Below are 14,941 nucleotides of genomic sequence, written 5' to 3' on the forward strand. Positions count from 1 at the left end.
CTCAGGGAGTCTGGACGGAGGCTACGACCGCGTCGATGATCGTCTCCACCGGCACCTGCTCGGCAACGGCGTCGAACCCCAGGATGAGGCGGTGCCGGAGCACACGGTGGGCGAGGGACTTCACGTCTTCCGGGATCACGTGGTCCCTGCCGTTGAGAAGTGCCACTGCCCGGGCGGCCTGGCTGAAGGCAATGCTGGCGCGCGGGCTGGCGCCGAACTCGATGAAGCCGGCGAGCCGCTGGTCGATGTACTGCCCGGCGTTCCGGGTGACGAACACCAGGCCCACAATGTAGTTGATGATGGCCGGGTCGATATAGATCCGCTTCACCAGCTCCTGCACACTAATGACGGCGTCCAAAGAGGCGGCGGCCGCAGGCTTCTGCGCCTCAGTGAAGACCCCTGCGTCGATCCGGCGGATGATTTCCGTTTCCTCGGCCGGCGTGGGGTAGTCCAGCACGTCCTTGAGCATAAAGCGGTCCATCTGAGCCTCCGGCAGCTGGTACGTGCCTTCCTGCTCGATCGGGTTCTGCGTGGCCAGCACCATAAACGGGGACGGCAGCCGGTACTCCTCTCCCCCGATGGAGGTCTGCCGCTCCTGCATGGCCTCCAGCATGGCGCTTTGGGTCTTGGCGCTGGAACGGTTGATCTCATCAAGCAGGACGATGTTGGCGTGCACCGGCCCCAGCTGCGTGATGAAGGTGCCCTTGGCGGCGTCGTAGATCTGCGTGCCCACGATATCGCTGGGCAGCAGGTCCGGCGTGCACTGGATCCGGCGGAACTCTGCGCTCACCGCATCGGCCACCGTCTGCGCGGCGGTGGTCTTCGCCAGGCCCGGAACGCTTTCCAGCAGGATGTGCCCACCGGTCATCAGGCCCACCAGCAGGGATTCACGCAGCCGTGCCTGGCCCACCACTTTGGCATCGAAGCTGCGGGAAATGTTCGCCACCACCTGCTGTGCACGGGCCAGTTCCGCCGGATCGATACGTGCGGGCGCACTGGTCTGAAGCAATGGATTTCCCCCTGATGGCTGGTGGTTTACGGATGTTAGCCCGGGTGTGCCGCCGGCGGCTGCACTCCGTCCGCCATCCTATCCAAGCCACCTGCGGGTCCGGCCGCAATGGGGACCCCTCCCCATCGCGGCTCTGCAGGTCTATTCTTTTGCCATGAGTGAGCTTCCAGCCAGTTACAAAGAGTTTCTCGCCGACAAGAGCGAGCGGTTCATCCTTGCCGTCAAGCCTGTCCTGCAGCAGTCCGCTGCCGACAAGTCCCATGGTGTCCGGGTTACCTACAACGCGGGTCCCACCGGCCACCAGGCCCACCTCGATGACAGCATCCCCTTCGGCGTGGTGGTCGAGGACATCGACTGAGGGATCCGATCGGCATCGCTAGCCCCGCGTCACTAGCCCTTGACCGCACCCGAGAGCGCGAATGAGCTTCCTGCGCCCTTGGCCACAATCACGTACAGGGCCAGCACCGGGACCGAATACAGGATGGAGAAGGCGGCCAGCTGGCCGTACGCCACTGCGCCGTGCTGTCCGAAGAAGCTGAAGATCGACACCGCTGCTGGTTGCCGGGCTTCGGACAGGAGCAGGACGAACGGGACGAAGAAGTTCCCCCAGGCCTGGATGAACACAAAAATGAACACCACGCCCAGCCCCTGCCGCATCAGGGGCAGGACGATGGTCCGCAGCGCCGTTAATCCTGACGCACCGTCCACCCAGGCCGCTTCCTCCAACGACACCGGGACTGCGTCCATAAAGCTCTTCGTCATCCAGATGGCCATGGGCAACGTGGTAGTGGCCATAAAGAAGATCGTGGCGGGCATCGAATCCAGCAGTTGAAGCTGCACAAACAACCCGTACACCGGCACCATGATCGCCGTGATGGGAAGGCAGGTTCCAAACAGGACGGTGTACATAAACGGCTTGTTGAACCTGGACTGGTAGCGGGACAGCGGGTAGGCAGCCAGGACTGCTGCCACGAGGTTCACGGCGGCTGTGCCGGCGGACAGCACCATGCTGTTCCAAAGCGGCTGGAACAGCAGCCCCGGTGTCATGATGGCGGCAAAGTTATCCAAGGAGAACCGACCCGGGAGCCTTGCCTCATGCCCGGCGGAGGCATCAAGGGACGCAAACACCAGCCAGAGCAGCGGCAGGACAAAGCAGGCACCGATCAGGATCAGGGACACGTCCGCCGGCATCCGGGCACGCTGCTGGGCGCGGGAAACTGCGCCCGTCCCGGACCGCAGCTTCCCCCGCGCGGAGGTCCCCGCCGTCGTCGTCATGGTTTGCTCTCCCGCAGGAGCCGGACGTAGGCGGCACCGAACACCACGCCAATGAGGATCAGCACTGACGCCACCGCGGTGCCGTAGCCGATGTCGCCGAACTTGAAGGCCTCCAGGTACGCCAGCACAGGCAGCGTGGTGCTGGCGTTGGCGGGGCCGCCCGCTGTCATCACCCAGATCAGGGTGAACACCGCCAGCGTCTGCAGGGTGATGAGCATGAGGTTGGTGGCGATGCTGCCGCGGATCATGGGGATGGTGATGAAGGCCAGCCGCTGCCAGCCGCCGGCACCGTCCATCAGCGCGGCCTCCGTGACCTCGCCGGGGATGTCATTGAGCGCGGCGCGGTACACCAGCATGGAGAACGCCGTGCCACGCCAGATGTTGGCAAGCAGGATGGCGACCATCGGGAACGAATACAGCCAGTCGGTCTGCCCGAGCCCCAGCCCGCCCAGCAGCTGGTTCAGGGTCCCGTCCCGGCTGAAATACGCGTAGGCGGCGAAGGCGGCCACGATCTCGGGGAGCACCCATGCGGCCACCACCGCCGTACCGACGACGGCGGCCAGCGTTCGGCGCGCCCGCCGCATCAGCACCGCGAGGGTGAGCCCCAGCAGGTTCTGGCCCAGGATGGCAGACCCGCCCACGAACAGGACAGTCAGGCCCAGCGAGAGCGGCAGCATCGGGTCCGACAGGAGCCTGGCGTAGTTGTCGAACCCGATCCAACCGGGACTGCGGGCATTGCGGCCGGTCAGGGCTGCATTAGTGAATGACGCGTGGAAGGCCCACAGCACGGGACCGGCCAAAAACACCAGCAGGAGAACCACTGCCGGCAGTACGGGGAGCAGCCGTGCCTGGCGCCTGAGTCCGGGGCGACGCCGCCGGTGGCCGGTCTGGTCACGCGTTAGGAAAACTGCCACAGGCTACTTGGCGACGGTCTTGGCCTCACCCACGATGCCCTTCACCGCCGTGTCATAGTCGGCGGCTGCCTGCTCCGGGGATTTCGCCCCGGTAATCACGGCTTCCGTGGCCTCCTGGACGGCCGCGGAGATCCGGGGGTAGTCGGCAGTTGCGGGACGGTAATGCGTGACGGCCACAAGCTCGGACACGTCCTTCACAAACGGGTTGGCCGCCTGGTAGCCGGCGTCGGCGGCGACGTCCTTCCGCACGGCGATCTGGGAGCTGGCGATGTTAAAGGCCAGGGAGTTCTTCTGGTTCAGTGCCGTGGCGAGGAACTCAAACGCGAGGTCAGGATTTTTGGTCTCCGCTCCTACCGCCACGGTCCAACCGCCGGACATGCTGACGCCGCCGGGTGCCTGGCCGTTCTGGGTCGGGAACGCTGTGACGCCCATGTCCTGCCCGTACTCGGCCCACTCGTAGCTGCCGCCCTTCTGCCAGAACGACGGCGTATACGAACCTTCCACGGTTGCGCCCATCTTGCCCTGCGGCAGCCATTCGCCGAAGACCTTCTTCCACACATTCGCGTCGAGGGCCTCCGCCGGGGAGACGGCCAGTTTTTCGTCGTAGAGGGTCTTGAGGAACGCCAACGAGTCGGTGAACCCCGGGGAACCGACTACCCACTTTTTGGCGTCGGCGTCGTAGAGTTCGGAATCCGTTCCGTAGAACAGCTCGTAGAAGCTCTGCATCACGGTGCCTTCGCCGGTGGCCTTGCCGGCGTACATGTTGAACGGCACCACGGAGGCGTCACTGGCCTTGATTTTCCGGGCGGTGTCCAGGATGTCCTGCCAGGTGCGGGGCTCCCACGGGACGCTGACGCCCGCGGCGGCGAGCACCTTTTTGTTGTACCAGATAGCTCGGGTGTCGGTGCCCAGCGGAACCGCGTAGGTGCCGCCGTCGTCCCCCAGACCGGCCGCTTTGGCGCCAGCGTCGAAGGTATCCCAGTCCTTCCACCCCTCAAGGTGGCTGTCCAGCTTCAGGAGGTACCCGGCGTCAACGTCGGAACGCACCTTGAAGGTGTCCTCATAGAAGACATCCGGGGCGGTGGAGGGCGAACGGAGAGCGAGGGCAAGCTTGGTGCCGTAGTCGTCGTCGTTCGCCTGGATGGGCTCCAGGGCAATCGTCACGCCCTGGTTGGCGGCCTCAAACTCCTGCTTGGCCGCCTGGAAGAGCGTGTCAAGGGCAGTGAAGGAATCGGTCTTTTGGTAGACCACCTTCAGCGTTTTGGTCTCCGCTTCGGGGGCGGAGGGGGAACACGCCGTCAGCACGAAGCCCGCTGCAGCGATGAGTGAAGTGATTTTAAGGGCCCGGCGCATTGGTGCTCCATTCAGTCAATGGCTGCCGTCCCCTGTATCTGCGGGCCCCAGCCGCGGCGATATCCACATGCTAGATGGGGCTCCGGCCAGTGGCAAGGAGGCCCCGTTAAGACGTCCGGTCAGACTTCCAGGAGAAGCCGCTGCGCCCGGGGCGCCAGTGTATGCTCCAGGACCAGGCAGGCAGCTCCAACGGCGCCCACGTCCTCACCGACTCCCGTGCCGACAACCTCGATGGTGTGGATCAGGCGGGCCGCGCTGTTGGCGTCCACCAGGGCCGGGATCTTCTCCAGGTAGCGGTCGGCGATCCGGCTCCAGAAGGGCCCGCCGAACACAACCCGCTCCACATCCAGCGTGTTGGTGACCACGGAGACGGCCCGGGCCACCAGCACGGCTGACTTGTCGATGATCGCCAGGGCCTTGGCGTCGCCGGCATCGGCAAGGTCGCACAGCTGGGAGAAGCTCTGCTGCACTTCGGCTCCGCTGGTGTGCTTTCCGGACCCGTTCAGGATGCCGGCGGCGACGGCCTCCGCCACGAGCACCTGCGGGATGGCTGAGGACTTCACGCAGCCGCGCAGTCCGCAGTCGCAGACCGGGCCATCGGGGTCCACCACGATGTGGCCGATCTCGCCGGCGTTTCCTGACGTTCCACGGACCACCTCATCGTTGAGGACGATGCCGCAGCCGATACCGGTGCCCATGTACATAAAAATGAAACTGCCCGAGCCGCTGGGCCCGCCGGCCCATGTCTCGGCGACGGCGGCGCTGGTGACGTCCTTATCCACCAGGACGGAATAGCCGGTGGCCTTGGCCAGGGCGTCCCGAAGCTCCACGCGGTCCCAGCCCGGCAGCAGCGGCGGCTCCACCACGGTGCCGTTGTCCAGGTCGATGGGTCCCGGAGCGGCCAGGCCCAGGCCGGCGATCCGGCTGGTGTCCACGCCGGACTCGGCAACGAGCTGCTCGATCTCGGTGGCCATGGTGGACATAACGGCGGCAGGATCATTCCCGCCGGGTGTTCTAATCCGTGAATGCTGTACAACGGCGCCCACAAGATCGAGGACCACGAACGTGGTGACGGCGGGGTCCAGGTGGACGCCGATGGCATACATGCCGCCCGGGTTGAGACGAAGCATGGTGCGCGGCTTGCCGGGGCCACTGCCTTCTTTGCCGGCTTCGACGATCAGGTGCTGGTCCAGCAGGCGGCGGGAGATGTTGGAGATAGTCTGCGGCGAAAGGCCCACAATCTGGGCGAGCTCCACGCGGCTGAGCCCCCCGGATGACCGGCGGATGGCATCCAGGATGACCGTGAGGTTGAAGTCCCCCATGCGCGGAAGATTAGTCCCGCGCCGTGGCGCCGAGGACTGGCGGATTTCTGGCACGGTCTCCCCTAGGTTTTCGGCCGCGTATTCATGATGATGTCTGAATGGTACGTTACCTCCTGATCAACGCCCAGAGCCGGAGGTGGGGCCGCGCCGCGGCCGGGGCGCCACCTTGCCGTGCTGGCGCGCCTATGGCCGCCGGGTGCTGACCGCCACCGTGAACTTTTGATTGCCGCCCCTCACAGTGGTGGGACCCACCAGCCGCTCCAGCGCAGGGAGGTACTGCAGGTGCCGGTTGAACACCGTCCATAGCTCACCGCCCGGCGCCAGGACCCTGGCTGCCGCCTCGAACAGTTTGATGCCCGCTCCGGCATGCACACTGGCGCCCAGGTGGAAGGGCGGATTCAGGAGGACCAGGTCGGCGCTTCCGGCCGGGAGGGTGCTCATGGCGTCATCCTGGAGGGCGGTAATCCGTTCCTCGAGGCCGTTGGCCTGCGCCGTGGCCCGGGCGGACGCGACGGCGGCGGCGGACCGGTCCGTGGCCGTGACCCTTGAGACCGGGTTCTGGCGGGCGTACATGGCGGCGAGGATGCCGGTGCCACAGCCCAGATCGATGGCGTGCCCGGCTTCAGGCATCTCCGGCAGGAAGGTCAGGAGAAACCTGGTCCCGATGTCCAGTTTCGCTCCAGCAAAGACGGCACCGTGCGCAGCAACGTCCAGGTCCAGCTCGGCAAGGCGTTCGACGGCGGGACTCCACTCGTGCGTCTCAGTTTGCCGGGCGCCGCTGGCGAGGATGATCCGGGACTTCTGCCGTGCCAGCTGCGGCTGGACCGTCTCGAAGTGGCGCTCCAGGACCGCGTTCATTCCCAGGGACATGTGTTTGATCCGCCCGCCGGCGAGCAGCACCACGTCAGGGGCGGCATAACGCGCCACGGCGGCTGCGATTTCTTCAAGCTCCGCCAGCGTCCGCGGCAGTTGAAGCAGCACCAGCTCCGCGCCGGACAGCAGCTCCTCCGCCAGCGGCAATTGTTCGAACCCGGTGGCGTCAATGGCTCCGGGATCCGCCGCTGCGAGCCCCACAGCCGCAGCGTTGTTCCGCAGGGCGCGCTCCCCAGTGATGAGATCCTCGTGCACACGGACGCGGCGGACCCCCAGAGTGCCCAGCGCACCGAGGGTGAGAGCACCGTAGCGGTCGCCGATCACTGCCAGCCGGGTACCCGGTTCCGTGCGCGCTGCGGCGGCTTCGAGCAGCAGCCGGTCCGTGGCGTCCCAGGCCTGGAGGTTCGGGGCTTCGACATCCGGGTGGCGCCGGAGCGTGCCGAGGATGTCCTCAAGAGTGTTCTGTGCCACTGGTTCCTGCCGTCTGGTCATGTACTGGTTGTTGATGCGGTTGGTGCAAGCGCGGGCAGTTTGAGGATGGCGGTGACGGCCGCCCGGCCCGCCCTGTTGGCGCCGATGGTGGACGACGACGGCCCGTACCCCACCAGATGGACGCGCGGTTCAGCTGCCACCTGGGTCCCTTCCATGGCGATGCCGCCGCCGGGTCCCCGGAGATGCAGCGGCGCCAGGTGTTCGAGCTCGGCACGGAATCCGGTGGCCCACAGAATGACGTCGGCACGGAGCAGGCTCCCGTCGGCGAGCCGGACGCCGTCGGGCTCTATCGCGGTGAACATGGGGCGACGGTCCAGCGCACCCCGTTGTGCTGCCGCCCTCAGCGCCGGGGTCCAGATGAGGCCGGTCACGGCCACCACGCTTTGCGGCGGCAGGCCCTGCCGCACGCGCTCCTCCACGAGTGCGACGGCGTTGTGTCCGGCCTGGGCGTCGAACGCGGCGTCACGCCAGTCGGGTTTCCGCCGGGTGAACCAGCTGGTGCTGGTCACCTGCGAGACCTCCTCCAGCAGCCCGACGGCGGAAATGCCGCCTCCCACGACGATGACGTGCAGGCCGCGGAACTCCTCGGCGGAGACGTAATCGGCCACGTGCAGTTGCCGGCCCCGGAACGTGGCCCGGCCCGAGTAGATGGGCCAGAACGGCCGGGTCCACGTACCGGTTGCGTTGATGACCGCCTTCGCTGACCAGTCGCCGCTGTCGGTGCTGATCCGCAGGCGCCCCGCCGGATCGGCGTCTTCCCTGGCGACCGAGGTGACCTTGACCGGGCGCAGGACCTCAATTCCGAGGTCCCGCTCGTAGCCGGCGAAGTACCGGCTCAGGAACTCCGAGCTGGGTTCCGTGGGATCCACGTCGGGCTTCGCGATGCCGGGAAGGTCACTGATGCCGTTGACCGTCGCCATGACCAGGCTTTTCCAGCGGTGGCGCCAGGCGCCGCCCGGGCCTTCCTCGGCGTCGAGGACCCTGTATTCAACCCCTCGGCGCTGCAGGTGGTAGGCGGCGGAGAGTCCCGCCTGACCCGCGCCGATGACCACAACGTCGGTGGTTCCGTAGTCCATGCCCCTGACCGGTTCCGGCTAGACCTTCTTCACCACGGAGGATTTGAGCTGCATCGGCCCCACGCCGTCCACCTTGCAGTCGATGTCGTGATCGCCCACACCGTCCATCAGCCGGATCCCGCGGACTTTGGTGCCAACCTTGATGACACCGGAGCTGCCCTTGATTTTCAGGTCCTTGATCACCGTGACCGTGTCGCCGTCGGCGAGGATGTTGCCCACTGCATCCTTGATGACCCTCGGCCCGGCCTCTGCCGTGGCCTCCGCCACCTGGGCGGACCACTCGTGGCCGCATTCCGGGCAGACCAGTAGCGCACCCATCTCGTAGGTGTAGGCGCTGGAGCATTCGGGGCACGGTGGCAACGTCTCATTCACTCCCCCATGATAATCGCGCCACTGCGCTGACAGGTGCGCGCCGGCGTCGTACTGTTGGGCCTAGGCGGACGAAAGGCGAGGACCATGAAAACAGAAAAAGGGGCAGCGTCGCTGCTGGCGAACGCACTGGGCATCGTCCTGGGGACGACGGAGATACCGCTGAGACTGCGGGCGTGGGACGGGTCCGAGGCGGGGCCGCCCGACGCCCCGGTCCTCGAATTCAGGTCACGCCGCGCCCTGCGCCGGATCCTGTGGTCGCCGGGGCAGCTCGGGCTCAGCCGCGCCTACGTCGCCGGGGACATCGATGCCCCCGGCGACATCTTTGCAGCCTTCACGGCGCTCAGCTCGGCGGGCAAGTTTTCCGAGCCCGGCCCCTTCCGGCCCCTGACTCCGCGTGAACTGGCCACGCTGGTCAGCACGGCGGTCCGGCTGGGCGCGCTGGGTCCCAACCCTGCTCCGCCGCCGGAGGAGGCCAAGGTCACGCGGAAGCGCCGGCTCCACACCCGGCAGCGCGACGCCGCGGCCATCTCGCACCATTACGACGTCGGCAACGACTTTTACGCCCTCGTGCTGGGACCCTCAATGGTTTACTCGTGCGCGGTGTGGGCGGATGGACCCGACGGCGGCGGCACCCCTGCCGGCCGCGGCCTTCCGGCCGGACTGGAAGACGCGCAGAAGGCCAAGGTGGATCTCGTCTGCCGGAAGCTTGGCCTGCAGCCCGGGATGCGGGTCCTGGACGTAGGCTGCGGCTGGGGCAGCTTCGCGTTGCACGCTGCGCAGCATTACGGCGTCACAGTGGTGGGGGTGACGCTCTCCACGGAACAGGCCATGCTGGCACGCAAACGTGCGGCCGACGCCGGCCTGACCGAAAACATCGACATCCGGGTCCAGGATTACCGCGATATCGCCGACGGTCCGTTCGACGCCATCAGCTCCATCGGCATGTCCGAACACGTGGGCCGGGAACAGACACCCTTTTATGTCGACGTGCTGCACGGCTTGCTCCGTCCCGGCGGCCGGCTGCTCAACCACGCCATCTCCTGGAACGCAGGCCCCACCAAGCCGGACCCGGACTCCTTCATTCCGCGCTACGTGTTTCCGGACGGCGAGATGATCAGCCTGGGCGAGATGGTCAGCGCGCTGGAATCCGGCAGGTTCGAAGTACTGGACGTGGAGGCCCTGCGCCGGCACTACGCCCTGACCCTGCGGGCGTGGGTGCGCAGGCTCGAAGAGAACTGGGACGAAGCCGTCCGGCTCACCAGCCTGGGCCGGGCGCGTATCTGGCGGCTGTACATGGCCTCAAGTGCCCTGGGCTTTGAAACCGGGATCACGGGCGTCAACCAGATCCTCGTCCAGCGTGCCGGCGGGGACGGGCCGCCGCTGCGCCGGAGTGACTGGATCTAAGGGCTCACTACTAGGCACCCACTTCTCCGAGCTCCTGTTTGGGAGAGAAAAGATGAGCCACCCAACCGGGTGGCTCATCTTTTTTGTGGACCTTGGGTCCTGTTTGGTGGAGCTGAGGGGACTCGAACCCCTGACCCCCTGCATGCCATGCAGGTGCGCTACCAGCTGCGCCACAGCCCCAAACTTGTGCTCCTCCGCGGTTCCGACCGCCCGAAGCAACCTGATCAGCTTAATAGAAATCTGCGCGCTGCGCCAATCGGGAACGTCGGCCCGCAAGTCATAGGCTTGTTCGCGGATCCGAACCTTCAAGGCCAGGATCCGCGAACAAGCCCAGGATGTAAGCACAGTTCGCATGCGTGCGGGCGCATGTGCCTGACGCAAGGGATTCCGACCACCGCTATCCGGCAAATGGAGTGTCCGGCGCAATCGAGTTGGTGGGTCGGGTTTCCCGACCCACCTCTCACACCAATGCCCATGCTGGGCGTACACAAAAAAATCCGCCGGAATCTTTCGATTCCGGCGGATTATCCGGTGGAGCTGAGGGGACTCGAACCCCTGACCCCCTGCATGCCATGCAGGTGCGCTACCAGCTGCGCCACAGCCCCGGACCTTCGTTACTCCGCGGTCTCCCCGGAGCAACTCAAATATCTTAGACCAACTTTTCCGAAAATTCCAAATCGGGCATATTCGGGCCGGCAAGGCCTGCTATTCGGAGTCGGAGGCCGCCGTCGCCTTGGCTGAAGTGTCTTCGCCCAGCTGCAGGTCAACTACCGGGCAGTCCTTCCACAGGCGCTCCAGGGCGTAGAAAACGCGATCCTCTTCATGCTGGACGTGGATGACGATGTCCGAGTAATCCAGCAGTACCCAGCGCCCGCCGGAGCGGCCTTCGCGGCGTACCGGACGGAGGTCCTGCTTGGATAGTTCTTCTTCGATGCCGTCAACGATAGCGTTGACCTGGCGCTCGCTCGGCGCGGATGCGATGAGGAAGACGTCTGCCAGTGCCAGCCGTTCGCTGACATCGAGGGCCACAATGTCGTGGGCAATCTTGTCCGCGGCTGCCTTGGCGGCTTGGCGGGCAATGGCGATGGATGAATCTGTTGCAGTCATGGGACTCCTTGTAGTTTTCTAAAGCTTCGTAAAAGGGCGTTGCCTGGTCAGCTGGAGATGCCGCTGACGATGAGGATAACGCCGGAAATAAGGGCCACGATCCCAAAAGCCAGGACGAGGACCTGCATAAGCCTGAGCCGCTTCGCACGGGCCAGGCCGGCCGTTGCCGCATCCAGCGGCTCCAGCCCGTGTGCTGACCGTGCCGGGATGCGCGGCAGCTCATCGAACAGATCGTCCGGCTCCCCCACTGGTGTATCGGCCACGATGGGCTGGACGGGGACGACGCGCTTCGGTGCCGCGGCGGCCCTGGCAGCAGCTTCCGCACGGGCGATCACCCGAGAACGGCCCGAAGCGACCGCCTGCGCAGAACCCGCGGCCGGCTCTTTGGACGTATTGGACGGCCGGCGGCCCTTGCCGCCAGGCCGGACCTTAGGTCCGGCCTGGGTCGCCAGCGGCACGTAGGAGGTCGCCGGGGGTTTCATCACAGGACGATCGACGCCGGGCACCTGCACGAATTCCAGCGGCGTCACCATGGCCAGGTTGTCGGCGGTGGCCGGGCCCGCCGGGGGAACGGATTGGGTGGCCGCGGCCTGCGGATTGGCAGCCTGCGTGGGTGCTGATACTGGCTGTGCAGGGGCGGCCTGCTCGGCCAGCTTCCGCTTGGCCATCGCCCGGCGGTTAAGCACCGCCGCGCGCTCGGCCAAGGCGATCTGTTCCGCAAGGATGTCCGGATCCACTGCTTCGGGGTCCAGCGAGGCGATGTGTTCCATCTTGGCCAGCTGGTTCTTGGCCTGCTCGGCAATAAGCGTGCGGGCTGCGAGTGCCTGCTCCACGCTCATGCCAGCCGGAACACCTGCACCGTTCGCCGGCGCGGCGGGCCCGGCCATATCGGCGGATACAGCAGTGTCGTGACCTGGCTTCGATGGGGCTGGCTTCGCTTGACCCGGTTGGGCTTGGCCTGGCTTAGGCCGGCTCGGCGCGGGTTGGCTCTGCCCAGATTGGCTCGGCGCAGGTTGGCTTGGCAAAGGCTGCCCCATGGGAGCGGGAATGATGGGATTGGCCGAGGTGACGGCCTGTTCCTTCAGTTGCTGGAGCCGCAACTGCCTGCGGGTGGGAGGGCCGCCTGCGGAAAGCTGGCCCTCTTTCTCCTCGAGTTCCTTGATGGCACGCAGCGCCGCGCGGTCGCGGGCCCGGATCTGCGAGGACCGCTGCGCCTGGGACTGCTCTGGGACGGAATCCACCGCGGCGTCAGCCGCGCGCCGTTGTTTTGGGGCAGGCGAAACCTGGCCCGGGCCGTTGGACCCGGGAGCCGTGTTCTCATCTCTGGCCTGCCGCAGTTCGCGGCGGCTGCGGACGGGGGGCTTTTCCTGACTCATTGAGGACTCATTCAGTACTGGCTGGCTCGTCTGTTTCGGTAGTTCGGACGTCCTCGGGATCTGATCCCTCGGCGTACAGACCATATTTGGCGATGTATTGGACCACTCCGTCCGGCACGAGGTACCAGACGGGGTTGTTCCCGGCTACACGGACACGGCAGTCCGTGGACGAGATGGCCATGGCAGGCACCTCAAGGAGGCTGACGTCCTTGCGGCCCATGCCATCAAGCACATGTCCCGGCCGTGTCACACCGACAAAATGGGCCAGTGACCACAGCTCGTCGATGTCCTTCCAGGACAGAATCTGCGCCAGTGCATCCGCACCGGTAATGAAGAACAGATCCGCATCTGGACGTTGGGTCCGGAGATCCCGCAAGGTATCAATGGTATACGTGCGACCGGGCCGGTCAATATCCACCCTGCTGACGGTGAAGCGGGGGTTCGATGCCGTGGCGATCACCGTCATGAGGTAGCGGTGCTCAGGCTCACTGACCTGCTTGTGCGACTTTTGCCACGGCTGCCCGGTGGGGACAAAGACCACTTCATCCAGGCCGAACTTGGCGGCCACTTCGCTGGCTGCAACAAGGTGGCCGTGGTGGATGGGATCAAACGTCCCGCCCATCACGCCCAGCCGCAGCCGCCTTTGCGCACCGTCACGGTGCAGAACACGGGAAATTTCAGTGGCCTTGGCCGTGGTCGTGCTTGTTGGGGTGCTGGCGGTGCGGATCGGCGTGCTCATCCGTTACGGTGTGCCGGTTGCCTAGGTTCGAGTAGGAGAGCGTAACGAACATCATCACCAGCAGGATGGCGAAAATGGATACGCCGAACACCCACGGCTCAGCCCAGATCGGAGCGGGTGCGTGTTCTCCGCCTTCGGCAACGGTCATGGCGATCTGCTGGAGCAGCATTTTCTCCCCTAGGGTTCAAGGATGTGGCAGCGGATTGTCCCGCCGTTCCGGACTTCTGTCTATATTACCGCGTTGCTACCCGCGGACCTGGCCCTCGCCCTGCACGATCCACTTAGTGGTGGTGAGCTCCGTCAGTCCCATCGGGCCGCGGGCGTGCAGCTTCTGCGTGGAGATGCCAACCTCGGCACCGAGGCCCAGCTCGCCGCCGTCGGTAAACCGCGTGGACGCGTTGACGATGACCGCGGCAGAGTCAACCTCGGCGATGAACCGCTCCGCGTTGGCGAGGTTGTTGGTGAGGATCGCTTCGGTGTGGCCTGTGGACCAGGTCCGGATGTGCTTGACGGCGTCATCCAGGCTGTCCACCATTGCGACGGCGAGGTCCAGGTCCATGTACTCGGTTCCCCAATCCTCATCCGTTGCCGGCACGGACTCAACGGATGAAGGCAGTGCCGCACGGATGCGCTCGTCGGCGTGGAGGGTGACCCCGGCGGCGCGCAACGCGGCGGCGACGGCGGGCAGCACGGTGGACCGCGAATGGACCAGCAGCGTCTCCACGGTGTTGCAGACACTGGGCCGCTGGGTCTTGGCGTTCAGCAGGATCTCCACCGCCATGTCCTCGCTGGCGGATTCGTCGATGAAGATATGCACGTTGCCCTCGCCGGTCTCGATGACCGGCACGGCGGCGTTCAACACCACGGACTGGATCAGGTCCCGGCCCCCGCGCGGAATCAGGACATCAACCCGGCCGCGGGCCCGCATCAGCGCATTCGCGCCTTCCCGCCCGTACTGGTCCACTGTCTGCACGGCATCGGCGGGAAGCCCCACACCGTCCAGGGCTTCGCGGAGAACGTGGACCAAGGCGTCGTTAGTGGCTGCAGCGGCGGTGCCGCCGCGGAGGATAACGGCGTTGCCGCTCTTAAGCGCGAGACCGGCGATGTCAACGGTGACATTGGGCCGGGCCTCGTAAATGGCTGCGACAACACCCATGGGCACGTTGATTTGGCGCAGGCGGAGACCGTTGGGCAGCGTCTGGCCGCGGACCACGTTGCCTACCGGGTCGGGCAGGTTGGCCAGGTTTTCCAGGGCGTCAACGAGCCCGGTAATGCGGGCGTCAGTAAGCGTCAGCCGGTCCAGCATGGCCGCCGAGGTGCCGTTGGCCTTGCCGGCGGCAACATCCTTGGCGTTGGCGGCCAGGATCTGGTCCTTCCGCGCCAGCAGGGCCGTTCCGATGGCGCGCAGGCCACGGTCCTTCCATGCCCTGTTGGCACTCGCCATCCGGCGGGCCGCGTGCTTGGAACGGTCGGCGATGGCATGGACCGCCGCTTCGACGTCCTCGGCAGACAACGGAACGGCAGCTGATGCAGGCGCTTCCGGGGCAGCGGGAACCGCAGTGGTATCCCCGGAAATCGCAGGAGTGTTGTGAATCAGTGCCTCAGTCATGATCCAAGTTTAGGCGAGCC

Annotated in this window: 15 protein-coding genes and 2 tRNA genes; 2 read left to right on the plus strand and 15 right to left on the minus strand. The window is 66.0% G+C overall.

Annotation, left to right across the window (positions count from 1 at the left end):
- Position 1 precedes the first annotated feature (1 nt).
- Positions 2-1,009, minus strand: coding sequence for an AAA family ATPase (locus NG696_RS17855; RefSeq protein WP_252565656.1), 1,008 nt, complete (start codon positions 1,007-1,009; stop codon positions 2-4).
- Positions 1,010-1,163: 154 nt separating this feature from the next.
- Between NG696_RS17855 and NG696_RS17860 the strand changes: the two genes are divergently transcribed.
- On the plus strand, positions 1,164-1,367 hold the full coding sequence (locus tag NG696_RS17860) for a hypothetical protein (RefSeq protein ID WP_056341538.1): 204 nt from the start codon (positions 1,164-1,166) through the stop codon (positions 1,365-1,367).
- Between the two features lie 32 nt (positions 1,368-1,399).
- On the opposite strand, the gene NG696_RS17865 is transcribed toward NG696_RS17860, so the two are convergent.
- The 7 genes from NG696_RS17865 to NG696_RS17895 form a co-directional block, all read right to left on the minus strand.
- The gene (locus NG696_RS17865) at positions 1,400-2,284 is read right to left on the minus strand and encodes a carbohydrate ABC transporter permease (RefSeq protein WP_252565659.1); all 885 of its coding nucleotides are present in this window, start codon (positions 2,282-2,284) and stop codon (positions 1,400-1,402) included.
- Positions 2,281-3,198 (minus strand): carbohydrate ABC transporter permease, encoded by a 918-nt coding sequence (locus NG696_RS17870; protein ID WP_252565662.1) that lies wholly within the window; start codon positions 3,196-3,198, stop codon positions 2,281-2,283. Before NG696_RS17870 ends, NG696_RS17865 begins: the two co-directional genes overlap by 4 nt.
- Before the next feature lie 3 nt (positions 3,199-3,201).
- Positions 3,202-4,551: an extracellular solute-binding protein gene (locus NG696_RS17875; protein ID WP_252565665.1), complete on the minus strand. Its 1,350-nt coding sequence runs from the start codon at positions 4,549-4,551 to the stop codon at positions 3,202-3,204.
- A 119-nt stretch (positions 4,552-4,670) separates the two neighbouring features.
- Positions 4,671-5,873 (minus strand): ROK family transcriptional regulator, encoded by a 1,203-nt coding sequence (locus NG696_RS17880; RefSeq protein ID WP_252565668.1) that lies wholly within the window; start codon positions 5,871-5,873, stop codon positions 4,671-4,673.
- A gap of 183 nt (positions 5,874-6,056) precedes the next feature.
- Positions 6,057-7,217: a class I SAM-dependent methyltransferase gene (locus NG696_RS17885; RefSeq protein ID WP_252565671.1), complete on the minus strand. Its 1,161-nt coding sequence runs from the start codon at positions 7,215-7,217 to the stop codon at positions 6,057-6,059.
- 17 nt (positions 7,218-7,234) lie between these two features.
- Positions 7,235-8,314 carry an FAD-dependent oxidoreductase gene (locus NG696_RS17890; RefSeq protein WP_252565674.1) on the minus strand — a complete coding sequence of 360 codons (1,080 nt, stop codon included), beginning with the start codon at positions 8,312-8,314 and terminating at the stop codon, positions 7,235-7,237.
- An 18-nt stretch (positions 8,315-8,332) separates the two neighbouring features.
- Positions 8,333-8,686, minus strand: coding sequence for a zinc ribbon domain-containing protein YjdM (locus NG696_RS17895; protein WP_252565676.1), 354 nt, complete (start codon positions 8,684-8,686; stop codon positions 8,333-8,335).
- Positions 8,687-8,770: 84 nt separating this feature from the next.
- On the opposite strand from NG696_RS17895, the gene NG696_RS17900 reads away from it, so the two are divergent.
- Complete coding sequence (locus NG696_RS17900; protein ID WP_252565679.1) at positions 8,771-10,090, plus strand: SAM-dependent methyltransferase; 1,320 nt, start codon at positions 8,771-8,773, stop codon at positions 10,088-10,090.
- Positions 10,091-10,194: 104 nt separating this feature from the next.
- On the opposite strand, the gene NG696_RS17905 is transcribed toward NG696_RS17900, so the two are convergent.
- The 7 genes from NG696_RS17905 to NG696_RS17935 form a co-directional block, all read right to left on the minus strand.
- A tRNA-Ala gene (locus tag NG696_RS17905) sits at positions 10,195-10,270 on the minus strand.
- Positions 10,271-10,622: 352 nt separating this feature from the next.
- Positions 10,623-10,695: transfer RNA gene (locus NG696_RS17910), tRNA-Ala, on the minus strand.
- Positions 10,696-10,795: 100 nt separating this feature from the next.
- Positions 10,796-11,197: a ribosome silencing factor gene (gene rsfS / locus NG696_RS17915; RefSeq protein ID WP_058932218.1), complete on the minus strand. Its 402-nt coding sequence runs from the start codon at positions 11,195-11,197 to the stop codon at positions 10,796-10,798.
- A 47-nt stretch (positions 11,198-11,244) separates the two neighbouring features.
- Positions 11,245-12,573, minus strand: coding sequence for a hypothetical protein (locus NG696_RS17920; RefSeq protein ID WP_252565682.1), 1,329 nt, complete (start codon positions 12,571-12,573; stop codon positions 11,245-11,247).
- 7 nt (positions 12,574-12,580) lie between these two features.
- Entirely contained in the window at positions 12,581-13,312 is a 732-nt protein-coding gene (nadD, locus tag NG696_RS17925) for a nicotinate-nucleotide adenylyltransferase (RefSeq protein WP_256468649.1), read from the minus strand.
- On the minus strand, positions 13,251-13,481 hold the full coding sequence (locus NG696_RS17930) for a hypothetical protein (RefSeq protein ID WP_056340536.1): 231 nt from the start codon (positions 13,479-13,481) through the stop codon (positions 13,251-13,253). The genes nadD and NG696_RS17930 overlap by 62 nt, the downstream gene beginning before the upstream one ends.
- 75 nt (positions 13,482-13,556) lie before the next feature.
- Complete coding sequence (locus tag NG696_RS17935; RefSeq protein ID WP_252565685.1) at positions 13,557-14,921, minus strand: glutamate-5-semialdehyde dehydrogenase; 1,365 nt, start codon at positions 14,919-14,921, stop codon at positions 13,557-13,559.
- Positions 14,922-14,941: the final 20 nt, after the last annotated feature.

The sequence above is a fragment of the Pseudarthrobacter cellobiosi genome (assembly GCF_023913755.1).
GTDB lineage: Bacteria > Actinomycetota > Actinomycetes > Actinomycetales > Micrococcaceae > Arthrobacter > Arthrobacter cellobiosi.